The 11,135-nt window shown below is 44.1% G+C and carries 11 protein-coding genes; 3 read left to right on the plus strand and 8 right to left on the minus strand.

The features are described from left to right. Positions 1-15: 15 nt before the first annotated feature. The 5 genes from F0261_RS10300 to F0261_RS10320 all read right to left on the minus strand — a co-directional run bounded on the left by F0261_RS10300 (position 16) and on the right by F0261_RS10320 (position 5,006). Positions 16-591: a BON domain-containing protein gene (locus F0261_RS10300; RefSeq protein WP_014950523.1), complete on the minus strand. Its 576-nt coding sequence runs from the start codon at positions 589-591 to the stop codon at positions 16-18. Positions 592-614: 23 nt separating this feature from the next. Further along, positions 615-1,211, minus strand: a complete 597-nt coding sequence (locus F0261_RS10305) for a phosphoheptose isomerase (protein ID WP_014950522.1) — start codon at positions 1,209-1,211, stop codon at positions 615-617. Between the two features lie 178 nt (positions 1,212-1,389). After that, positions 1,390-2,478, minus strand: coding sequence for a glycosyltransferase family 4 protein (locus tag F0261_RS10310; protein WP_014977256.1), 1,089 nt, complete (start codon positions 2,476-2,478; stop codon positions 1,390-1,392). A gap of 181 nt (positions 2,479-2,659) precedes the next feature. Beyond that, on the minus strand, positions 2,660-3,001 hold the full coding sequence (locus tag F0261_RS10315; protein ID WP_171337899.1) for a YraN family protein: 342 nt from the start codon (positions 2,999-3,001) through the stop codon (positions 2,660-2,662). Positions 3,002-3,005: 4 nt separating this feature from the next. Beyond that, on the minus strand, positions 3,006-5,006 hold the full coding sequence (locus tag F0261_RS10320; RefSeq protein WP_171337900.1) for a penicillin-binding protein activator: 2,001 nt from the start codon (positions 5,004-5,006) through the stop codon (positions 3,006-3,008). 141 nt (positions 5,007-5,147) lie between these two features. On the opposite strand from F0261_RS10320, the gene rsmI reads away from it, so the two are divergent. The 3 genes from rsmI (at position 5,148) to F0261_RS10335 (ending at position 7,453) form a co-directional block, all read left to right on the plus strand. Continuing rightward, positions 5,148-5,984, plus strand: coding sequence for a 16S rRNA (cytidine(1402)-2'-O)-methyltransferase (gene rsmI / locus F0261_RS10325; protein WP_014980129.1), 837 nt, complete (start codon positions 5,148-5,150; stop codon positions 5,982-5,984). Between the two features lie 98 nt (positions 5,985-6,082). Next, positions 6,083-6,346 (plus strand): hypothetical protein, encoded by a 264-nt coding sequence (locus F0261_RS10330; RefSeq protein ID WP_014980128.1) that lies wholly within the window; start codon positions 6,083-6,085, stop codon positions 6,344-6,346. A 270-nt stretch (positions 6,347-6,616) separates the two neighbouring features. Continuing rightward, positions 6,617-7,453 (plus strand): glycosyltransferase, encoded by an 837-nt coding sequence (locus tag F0261_RS10335; protein ID WP_171337901.1) that lies wholly within the window; start codon positions 6,617-6,619, stop codon positions 7,451-7,453. A 228-nt stretch (positions 7,454-7,681) separates the two neighbouring features. On the opposite strand, the gene nspC is transcribed toward F0261_RS10335, so the two are convergent. From nspC to F0261_RS10350, 3 genes are all read right to left on the minus strand, one after another. Next, positions 7,682-8,812, minus strand: coding sequence for a carboxynorspermidine decarboxylase (gene nspC / locus F0261_RS10340; protein ID WP_171337902.1), 1,131 nt, complete (start codon positions 8,810-8,812; stop codon positions 7,682-7,684). 176 nt (positions 8,813-8,988) lie between these two features. Beyond that, on the minus strand, positions 8,989-10,191 hold the full coding sequence (locus F0261_RS10345; protein WP_014950514.1) for a saccharopine dehydrogenase family protein: 1,203 nt from the start codon (positions 10,189-10,191) through the stop codon (positions 8,989-8,991). 298 nt (positions 10,192-10,489) lie between these two features. Beyond that, positions 10,490-10,900 (minus strand): hypothetical protein, encoded by a 411-nt coding sequence (locus F0261_RS10350; RefSeq protein WP_014999348.1) that lies wholly within the window; start codon positions 10,898-10,900, stop codon positions 10,490-10,492. Positions 10,901-11,135 lie beyond the last annotated feature (235 nt).

The raw sequence follows: 11,135 nt of genomic DNA on the forward strand, positions 1-11,135 counted from the left end.
GCAGTGGCGAACTCTCTATTGAACAATTTCAAAGGCTCTAACTACGCGCGCGACACCCGTAATATTACGAGCAATATCTACGGCGGCTGTGGCTTCTAAATTGGTTAACCGACCCATCAGGAATACTTCTGAATCTTGAACCACTACCTTAACTTGTAGAGCAGGCACTCGTTCGTCTGCCACAATTTTAGTACGCACTTTTGACGCTAACCACAAGTCGTTGGCTTGTGTGCCTGCACCTATCGCCTCGCCAATTCTAATTTGATTGTGAATTTTTTTAATATAGCTTACTTCTTGGGCGCGGCGCACAGCTTCGTCAACTAAGCCTTGGTTTGGCGCTTGCCCGGTTAGCAACGCTACACCGTTATAAACATCCACTTGAAGATTAGCCTGCTCTTTAAGCGCATCGCTTTTCGACCATTGATACGACACCGCAGCATCGGCATTTTGGTCATCAAGCTGCGTACCCACAGTACGTCTGTCATTAGCCACTTTCGCAGCCATGGCGCCTGCAGCTCCAACGGCCACTACACACCCTTGCAATGTAAGAATTAGGGCTAATAAAGAACCCAGTAGTCCCAAATTTTTCACTTGTGTCCTCGTTATCTGTTTTACTACTCGTCGCCGTGATCGGCAGGGAATAAGCTGTCGTCAATGCATTCACATAAATTGTGAATTACCAGTAAATGAACTTCTTGAATACGCGAAGTGCGGTTTGACGGTACGCGAATTTCTACATCATGTTCACTTAAAAAGCCCGCCATTTCACCGCCGTCTTTGCCAGTAAGCGCGACAATGGTCATATCGCGAGATAATGCCGCTTCCATCGCTGCTATGACGTTACGAGAGTTACCGCTGGTTGATATAGCCAACAGTATATCTCCGGGTTGGCCGAGCGCTCGTACTTGCTTCGCAAATATTTCTTCGAAGTTATAGTCATTCGCAATAGACGTCAGGGTTGAGGTGTCTGTGCTTAATGCGATTGCCGGTAAGCTGGGACGGTCGCGCTCGTAGCGATTGAGCATGTTGGAAGCAAAATGTTGCGCATCACCTGCAGACCCGCCATTACCACAGCTCAGTACTTTATTACCTCTAATTAAGGCTTCAACGATCATGTACGCCGCTTTCTCAATATGCTCTGGCAATATTTCCGATGCCGCTATTTTGGTTTGTATGCTCTCGGTAAAATTCGCTTTTATCTGTTCAATCATGTGTCATCTCTTTGTTTTCACCAAACGGTAGACTATTTAGTGAAATTTTTTGCGCTGCATTACAGCGCCTTGATTTTTGTAATGGCCAGTATCTGAAAGTCAGAGGTTTAAATTGTGGCCTCAGCGCGAGAGAAAAACGGCCTAACGTTTATCGCTCGCGATAATCAACCCGCATTTACTATTGAAGCGTGCGAAAAAACTCAACTAGGTTTCTTGCTTCATCTTCAACTTTAAAATTTTTCACAACGTGTTCGCGTCCGGCTTTGCCCATTTCTGCAAGTTTGTCCATATCCGAAAGCAGTAAATCCATCTTTTCTGTGACAGCTTGCTGATCTTTGGTAGGTACAATATACCCATCAACGCCTGGCCTAATGATGTCTTCCCATGCGCCCGCCTGAGTAGCTAATACCGCAGCTCCTGCACTCATGGCTTCAGGTACAGTTAATCCAAACCCTTCGTTATAGCTAAGTGCACTTACTAATGACAGTGCACTGAAGATTCTAGGAATTTGCTCAAACGGCAATTCACCGGTGAAAACAATTCGGTCAGTTAACCCGGCTTTAGAAATTTTTTCTTTAAGCTCGTTTACAAATTCTTGGTTGCTCGAGGATATGGCACCTACAACTACTGCGTTCACGTCAGGGTATTTGGGCAATACTTTGATGCACGCTTCAACAAATAGATGAACGCCTTTTTGCTCTCTAACTCTGCCCAGAATACCAATGCCGTACTTGCCGCCGTAGCCTAATGCTTGCCAAGCTTCTTGCTTGTTTTCTGCTGGCGTGTAGTTGTCTATTTGCACACCGTGGAGATTTATCTTGGCGGGGGGCTTATTTAAATATTTTGCAGAGCGATTACTCATTGCAATAACCGCATCCATTTTATTGCTTAACCACACCGTAGAAGCCGAACGCTTTCGCTGAGCGGCAGAGCTAAATACAAGCTTTATTTTGGCGCGAAACACGTATTTGAGGATCACACCCTGAATCATCTCGTCAACGCGACGTGCATGAAAAATTCGCCACTTACCATTACTAAGCGGGCGTCGACACATTTTGGCGACCTCCCAAAAAGTAATAGTCATAGATGGGTCTGGAACAAAATGCTTGCCCATTATCCGCAAATTAATCATATGCTTCTGTAGCGATGTTACTTGCAGCATCGTAGACGTTACGCCAGAAAAATTAGAGCTGGAGTTGCCGACTATTAGCTCTATTTCTTGGTTATCAACGCTGCTGGACGAAACCTTGTTGTTGGGATGACTCATTATTTGTGGGAACCTAAGAAACTTTCATCAAACCGATGAAGGGTTGCAAATCATAAGATAAAACAAACGGAATACTTCTGACATAAAGACATTTTCATCAATATCGGCCGCGCTCATCGTTGGCGTACGCTTCTAGTCCTCTTTGGGGAACATCAGTTTAAAAGCTGGATATTGTCAGTCTTTAGCCCACGTTCTTCAACCACTGAAGGTTGTCTCCGTCTATGGCAACAACGTCTATTCGCAGAGAAGTAGACGCTGGATTTAAGCCATTATCTAACAAATAGAAATCAAACGCAGCCTGAATTCGCTGGAGCTTTTTGGCAGTCACAAACTCTAGAGCACTGCCAAACTGATTTCGTCTTCGGTATTTAACTTCAACGCACACTATGGTGCTGCCGTCTTGCATTACAATGTCGAGCTCGCCACGCCGAGTGTGGTAATTTCGACATCGAAGAGTAAGGCCTTGTTCCATCAGATATTTACAGGCCTCGTCTTCTGCTGCACTCCCTTGCAGTGTTGACATAATTTTACTCCGAAAGCATTTGAACTTTTTCGTTACGAATAATTGCCTGAGGCTGTTTGCGTATTACTTCACCTTGTTGATTAAGGGAAAGTGTACCCGTTAACCCTTCGTGTGAAAGATATTTCAGCGTGTTAAGCATGCCTAGCTGAGGCAACAACTGATAGGCATCAAAACCGAACGCAAATAAACGTTTTTGCATAGTATTTTGATTTTGCCAAGCCTGTTCAACCTCCTGCTGAAGAGGTTGCCAACTATGTGAAGGCATTAACCAAGGCATGTCGATAAAGTGCACATTCTGCAGGTCACGCCATTGGTTTTTCCCGCTGTCGTAATCCATTGAACGAGAGGTGGCATACACGGGGACTTGTTTGCCATCGTATGGGTTTAAGCTCGCTTCGATAATGGGGTTAAGCAGTTCTGTGTCTTGAGGTGAGGCAAATGCAACAATGGCATCAATATCACGCCTACTGCGAGGCATGTTATACACTTCATCATTTGTCATGTACTCAATTTGATTGATACGCTCGTTGCTTTGCGCCACATCTAGCGCCTGTGTAATTCCCTCTCGAAGTGAATTACTGTCGTTAAACGATACCGACGTTATGTTGGCTCGCTGCTTGTTTTCCTGATTGTTGAGTATTCGCCAGTGCTTTTTAAAGGTGTCGTCCATTCGCTGGTACAGACTGCTTTGTGCGGCAATAACGATAGGCGCACGATATCCTTTATTAAAGATAAATTCAGCAAGCTGCTTTGCTTCATCTTCTGGTGCTAGCCCGTAATAATTCAGCGAGGTAGGCAAGCCTAATGAGTGGAGTTCATTTTGTGTGTCATCACCTGCGAGACCTGTACCAGAGGCAAGAGCAACATCGGCTATCGCCGGATTTGACGATCCTGTTGTCAACCCTTTAGCAGACGCATTGTCTGGCAATTCGTCAGGCCTGTTTAATGCAAGTACGTTCACACCAAGCGGCAAACTGGGAATTAAACGTTCAACAGTGTCTTTTAAAAGAGGGCCAATGATGAACTTGGTATCGCCAATTTCGCTGAGTAAATGCTGTGTATCTACTTCGTTGGTGTCGATAAAACGAAGACGAGGCAGAAGGTGTTCATCTTGGCGCTTTTCAACATCGGTGTAATAAGCCGCCATGATGCCATTTTTAACGACTTGTCCTGTGCGAGCTAACCTGCCAGAAAGTGGTAGTAAAACCGCAATATCGTTGGCGCCAGCATCGGTAAGCTGGGTTGCTTCAATCACGTTTTCAGGCAAAGCGTTTTCTAATACATGACCGCGATAAACCTGCTTAAATTGCTGCAGGCTTTTGGCTAATTTTTTCGGTGACGACGCGTTTTCTTCGGTTAGTTCGCGAAGAGTAATGAAAGGAGACAGGTCGGGATAAGCACTGCCCACTGAATCAAGTGACGATGCTGGAATGGAGGTAATCCACTGCCAAACTTGTTGCACTTTTTCATCGTCAGTAAGATTGGTCTTTAATACGCTATTCGCTGCCGCAGCTAGGTTGCCTTGCTGCTTGAAGAGCTGGGTTTGAAGCTCCGCTTTTTGGAATGCGGTTTCGCCTGTACCGGTTACGCCATCCAACATAGCCAGCAATTCTTCTGCCGAGGCATCAGGCATTCCCGCATAGGCTTTGGTTACCAGAAGGGAGTAATAAGATTGATTTACCCCTGAAATACCGTCTTCTTTTACCTCATAAAGCACTTGCTGAGCCAAAACAGGCTGTTGATTTTGAAGGTACAGGTCAGCCGCTTGCAGCAACAGCGTATCGCGCTGTTCTTTGTTGCGGGTGCGCTCCCATACTTTTTTTGCTTCAAGGAGTTTGTGCTCAGGTGTGACGTTATCTTCAACCTGTGTGGTTTCAATTGGGGTAGGTTGCACTACCACAGGCTTTGACTGGGTTTTAGGTGTACTTCCACAGCCCGTTAGCACCAATATAGAAGCGACGGCTGATAGCGTAAAGATTTTTCCAGCTTGTCCAATATGACGCACAGTTTCATTCCTTTTACATCGTTATAGGCCAAGTTTATCTTAACCAGTGTGAAAATCTACGCTTGCCAGCATAATCTGGACTAATGGCGTGATACACTTATCGCATATTCTTTAAAAATAACGTAAGACTTAACCACTGTTATGACAGACACCGCCACCTTATATATTGTTCCAACACCTATCGGTAATTTAGACGACATAAGTGCCAGAGCAATACGCGTATTAAGTGAAGTAAGCTGGATCGCTGCCGAGGACACCCGTCACAGCGCTCGACTCTTACAGCACTTTAGCATTGGAACGAAAACTCTTTCTCTGCACGAGCATAACGAAGATAAGCGCACAGCAATGCTTTGTGAGCGTTTAAAGGGCGGCGAGTCGGTAGCATTAATAAGTGATGCTGGAACGCCGTTAATCAGCGACCCGGGCTTTGTTTTGGTACGCAAGTGCCGTGAGCAAGGTATTCCGGTTAGCGCTCTGCCGGGCCCATGTGCTGCAATTACAGCATTAAGCGCGTCGGGACTGCCGACAGACAAGTTTATTTTTGAAGGATTCCTACCGGTTAAAGTGCAGGCACGTGAAAGCGTGTTGTCAGCGTTAATAGATAGAACGTTCACCACAGTTTACTATGAAGCACCACGTCGAATTTTAGACACCGTTACTGATATACAGCGCGTTCTAGGCGATCGCCAGATTGTGGTAGCGAAAGAGCTATCCAAAACCTTCGAAACCTACGTGAGTGGCAGCGCGCAAGATGTAATTGATTATCTCAATGCGGATGTTGCACACCAGAAAGGCGAATTCGTCGTCATGATTGGCCCTGCGAAGGTAAGTGACCAGGCGATACCCAGTGAAGCAATGTCGTTGCTAAGTGTTTTGTGTGAGCACATGCCGCTTAAAAAGGCCGCGGCGGTGGTCGCCACTCACTATGACTTGAAAAAGAATGCGCTTTATCAAGCTGGGCTAGACGCAAAAGCGTAAACACGTTGTTGATCTTATGGGCCTTGGAATAAATACAAAGGAGTGTAATTCACGTCAACTGCCCAGTTCAAAAAGGACTGAGGTTTATGGAGGCTCATATGACAAAAACACTCAAAATCACCATGTCAGAAGGAAAATGGTTAGTTGATATATTTTCTCAAGCTAACGACTCAGGTGTTTACGACTTAATCCACCCTAATGCCTTTGCGGAAGTTTCTCTAAATGAAGGCGAAATGTACGGCTTTCGTTATAGCCTGCATGGAAAAGCAGGAACGTCATTTAAAATTGAGTTAGATGACGAAGTGCTGGCTGAAGGTGAGATCGACAAATCTGAGGCGGCGTCGGGAAGTGGAGTTGTATAGTCACTAACCCCATCGCGCCGCCATAAAAATCAATGCGCGATGAATTCCTACGTTGTTTACCTGAATGCTAAGGCCTCGCTCTGACCTGAAATCAATTCATTTTTTCCTTTTTCAGGAAAAAATGTGAGCGAATTAACGTTTAGTGGGTCTTAGTTAACAAAGAAAAAGAAAAAATTTCGTAAAAGAGTGGTTTTTATTGGTATTATTTCAATTTGCCTTTTGCATTCTTTTTCTCTGTAAATTCATTTTCTTATATTCAACGGCATTATCATGTTTCAGCATTTCATATTAACGCGCTTTAATCTTCGAAAAAAAGGTTGGGATGAGACCAAATCTCAATCCAAAGTTTTAACTGATAGCTGGATGGAAAACAGATTGAAGCTGTTTGAGCAGTACTGTTATTCGTCTATAAAATCTCAAACGGTAAAAAACTTTGAATGGCTAGTATTTTTCGATACGAATACACCAGAAATTTATCGCGAAAAAATAAACGAGCTAGCTTCAAAATTCTCCAATTTTCTCCCTATTTACGCAGACGGAATGGAAAACTTTTACCCGTCTATAAAAAAAGAAATAGCGTCTAGATTAACAGCCCCTTTCCTCATTACGACGAGGCTTGATAACGATGATAGCCTTCACCAAGACTTCGTTAAAGAAGTCCAGAATCAATTTTCAGAGCAATCTTTTATGGCAATTGACTTTGTTGACGGATATACGCTGCAGGTAGCGCCTCGTGTAAGGCTAGGCCTGCACTCACATGTGCATAATCCGTTTATGAGTTTAATTGAAAAAAGTGAAGATTTTAAAACCATCTGGTGTCAAGAAAGGCACGGATATTGGAGTGGTGTAAAAGAACTGACGCCAGTCAGAGGAAAGCGAATGTGGATGTCGATTATTCATTTTGAAAACAAGGTGAATGAATATAAAGGTTATGGAAATGTTCCAAAAGAAAGGGTTGAAGATTTTAATTTACACCCTGCTGCCCTTGAAGACGTTATTGCAAACGTTGAAGATCCCAAAGTCAGTAGCAAAAGCGCGCTAAAGCATAAAATTAAGACAAATTGGAAGGTGAATTTTAAGCTGATGAAGAGGACGTTATTTTCTTAAGTAGTTATCTAAAACTACTTAGTGTTCGCATCAGCCTACTCTGGTGACTATTAACTCATATTTGGGTTTAATATTAACCTGAGAAAAATGAGGGGTTCATTGATTAAGGTGAATCAGATAGTAGGGAATTTACTGTGTGAGCCGTGTAAATTAGCAAGCTGTTTGTTTAATCAAACAGCTTGCCCGTAAAAAGGCTCATTAACAATTAGCCAATTACAAAAAAGCTAATTAAGACAAACGACCTTTAAAGTCTTCGTAGCTGAATTCGCGAACCAGCTCAAAGTCGCCGTTAGAACGCAGGATGCCGATAGCAGGATGTTCTACACCGTTGAAGAAGGTGGTTTTCACCATGGTGTAATGCATCATGTCCTCAAACTGTAATCGATCGCCGGCCTTAAGCGGCGCATCGAATGAGTAGGTAGCAATGACATCGCCTGCAAGGCACGAATTGCCACCTAGCTTCACATTATATGCTTTTTCATTAGGCATACCCGCGCCCAAAATTGTAGGGCGGTAAGGCATTTCCAGCACATCTGGCATATGTGCAGTAGCTGAAATGTCTAGAATAGCGATATCTCCGTCATTTTCTACCATATCAACCACTTCGCAAATTAATGGCCCTGTCTGCCATGCTACCGCAGACCCTGGCTCAAGAATTACGTCTAGGTGTGGGTAACGGGCTTTAAAGTCTTTTAGTGTTTTGATGAGGTGCTCAACATCATACCCTTCACGGGTCATCAGGTGTCCGCCACCTAGGTTTAACCACTTTAATTGACCAAGCCATTTGCCAAAACGCTTTTCAATGGCTTCAAGCGTGCGTGCAGTAGCAAAAGAATCACACTCACAAAGGTTGTGGCAGTGAAAACCTTCAATACCCGATAAGTCTACGCCTTCTAGCTCACTAGCGCGTATGCCTAAGCGCGAACCTGGTGCAGCTGGGTCGTACAGTGGTGTATCTGCTTCTTGATGCTCAGGGTTTATACGAAGGCCTAACGACACGCCTGCTAGCACGTCTTTATGCGCGTTCCACTGGGTCAAACTATTAAAAGACAGGTGATTAACAAGACCCGCCAATTCCTTTGCGTCATTAACCTTGTACGCAGGAGAATATGCGTGAACTTCTTTACCCATCTCTGCAGCAAGTTTCGCTTCCCAAACCGAACTGGCCGTTGCTCCGTGTAAGTACTGTTTGATGATGTCGAAGCAAGACCACATAGAAAAGCCTTTAAGCGCCAAGATAATACGCGCGCCAGATTCGTCTTGAACCTGTTTCATCAGCTCAAGGTTTTTAATTAATTTTGCTTCTTCCAGCACGTAGCAAGGAGAGGGAATATCAGTACGTTGAGTTAAATCGGTCAATGGGATAAAGCTCCAAAAAATAAAACGGCTTTCAACATTTATCAAACGCCTAATGTATTACATTACAGGTCGTAGCTCAAAACTACTCTGTATCCTACATTCCAGTAATCTGATCTAGATTTAAATAGTGGCGTTAATAAAAAAGGGCGCTTGAATTAAGCGCCCCGATATTTCAATTATTTAGTGAAAGGGCTACCTTCACATTCGAGTACGTGCCATGGCAGACCGTGCTCGTTAAGCATATCCATGAATGGGTCTGGATCGAATTGTTCCATGTTCCATACACCTGCTTCTTTCCATGTGCCGTTAAGCATAAGCGCTGCGCCAATCATTGCAGGAACACCTGTGGTGTAAGATACTGCTTGCGCGCCTACTTCTTCGTTACATTTCGCGTGGTCACAGTTGTTATAGATAAAGATAGTTTTTTCTTTGCCATCTTTAATACCTGTGATGTAAGTGCCAATGCACGTCATTCCGCTGTAACCTTCGGCAAGTGAGCCTGGGTTAGGAAGCACGGCTTTTAAGAATTCTAGCGGTACAATCTTCTGGCCTTGGAATTCAACTGGCTCGATACTAGTCATACCAATACCTTCAAGTACACGCAGGTGGTTAAGGTAAGCATCACCAAAGGTCATCCAGAAGCGTGCACGCTTAAGGGTAGGGAAGTGCTTAACGATAGACTCTAACTCTTCGTGGAACATCAGGTAAGATGCGCGAACACCAATGTTTTGATAGTCCAGATCTTCACGTACGCTTAACGGATCCGTTTCTTTCCACTCGCCGTTTTCCCAATAGCGACCGCGTTGGGTAATTTCACGAATGTTGATTTCAGGGTTGAAGTTAGTCGCGAAAGCCTGGCCGTGATCGCCGCCATTACAGTCTACGATATCAAGGTAGTGGATTTCGTCGAAGTAATGCTTAGCTGCATATGCTGTGTAAACGTTAGTTACACCTGGATCAAAGCCACTGCCAAGAAGGGCCATAATGCCCGCGTCTTTAAACTTGTCTTGGTAAGCCCATTGCCACGAGTATTCGAATTTCGCTTCGTCTTTAGGCTCGTAATTGGCGGTGTCTAGGTAATCAGTATTAGTTGCAAGACATGCATCCATAATTGGAAGGTCTTGATATGGCAACGCTAGGTTGATTACTAGGTCTGGTTTTACTTCGTTGATAAGTGCTTCAACTTCTTTTGCGTTGTCAGCATCAACAGCGAAAACACCCTTAACGCGATCTGCACCTACTTCTTGTTGTAGCGCTTCACACTTAGATACCGTGCGGCTTGCTAAGTAAATTTCGTCGAAATGTTGCGGTAAACGTGCACATTTTTTCACAGTTACCGACGCAACACCGCCAGCACCAATAATTAAAACGCGAGACATAATAACTAATCCCTAATTTTGCTAATGAATTTTGGGCTGAATGCTAGCAGACCAATGGGATTTGGCAAGCAAAGACAGCCCATGACAGTACAAAAAATTTTAATCGTTACAACGAATGTAAAAGGTATTGCACACCTACAAATGGCTTACCTTTTAAAGCGCTCGTTATTGACCGTTTATGGTCCACACCGAGATACGTCGTTTAATCGATGTTTGAGCTGATACGAAAACAGACACGTTTTTTATCACTAACGTGTCTGTAATTCCGCTCGGCTAAAGGTTTTAATTTGCTAGGATTCTAGCGAGTAACCGTATCAATTGGTGGCGATATGACTACCTTATCATCAACTTTGTAATAAGGGTAAAGAATCAATCGCTCTTCGTGGTTCGGTGTTGCGGTAGCGATGGCGATGGCGTCGAGGGTTTTGCTGTCTTGCGTATTAACAGCCGCAGCATAAACCAATACGCTATAGCTGTTTGTGTCGGTGGTGGTATCGATAATTCGCCACTGAAGCTGCTCGATAAGCTGTGACTCTCGCTTTTTACCTTGTGTTTCGTCGTTGAAAATACAACCTACTCGGCCGTTTTCATAAATGGCCGCAAAGGGGTAAAACACATCGCATACGGGTAACATAAGCTCACATAAGCTTAGTGACTTCGACACGAGTACGTTTAATGGCGTTGGCAATGTAACTGGACGGTCGATCATAGCGCATCTCCTGTGAGTTAGCGTTGCTGGACACTTGCTAATACCTACGCTTACTACGTCACATTAGTTTAATATTCACCATTGCGATAGCTAAACATTACCATTTCATACTAAAAGATTAAGAGACTAAACCTAGGGCCTGTATATGGTCTCCCCCATTATTGCAAGAGTAAACATGCTGTTTTGACTAAAATGGTTTGCGTCCGTATATCCGGCTTCTCGTTGAAGTATTTTC

This window comes from Alteromonas sp. 07-89-2, from assembly GCF_013113925.1.
Classification (GTDB): Bacteria; Pseudomonadota; Gammaproteobacteria; order Enterobacterales; family Alteromonadaceae; genus Alteromonas; species Alteromonas macleodii.

What these genes read in the sequence shown, in the direction of transcription:
- F0261_RS10335 (WP_171337901.1), top strand. Translation starts at nt 6,617, where the DNA reads ATGTTTCAGCATTTCATATTAACGCGCTTTAATCTTCGAAAAAAAGGT.
- F0261_RS10315 (WP_171337899.1), bottom strand. Translation starts at nt 3,001, where the DNA reads ATGTCAACACTGCAAGGGAGTGCAGCAGAAGACGAGGCCTGTAAATAT.
- rsmI (WP_014980129.1), top strand. Translation starts at nt 5,148, where the DNA reads ATGACAGACACCGCCACCTTATATATTGTTCCAACACCTATCGGTAAT.
- F0261_RS10345 (WP_014950514.1), bottom strand. Translation starts at nt 10,191, where the DNA reads ATGTCTCGCGTTTTAATTATTGGTGCTGGCGGTGTTGCGTCGGTAACT.
- F0261_RS10350 (WP_014999348.1), bottom strand. Translation starts at nt 10,900, where the DNA reads ATGATCGACCGTCCAGTTACATTGCCAACGCCATTAAACGTACTCGTG.
- F0261_RS10305 (WP_014950522.1), bottom strand. Translation starts at nt 1,211, where the DNA reads ATGATTGAACAGATAAAAGCGAATTTTACCGAGAGCATACAAACCAAA.
- F0261_RS10330 (WP_014980128.1), top strand. Translation starts at nt 6,083, where the DNA reads ATGACAAAAACACTCAAAATCACCATGTCAGAAGGAAAATGGTTAGTT.
- F0261_RS10310 (WP_014977256.1), bottom strand. Translation starts at nt 2,478, where the DNA reads ATGAGTCATCCCAACAACAAGGTTTCGTCCAGCAGCGTTGATAACCAA.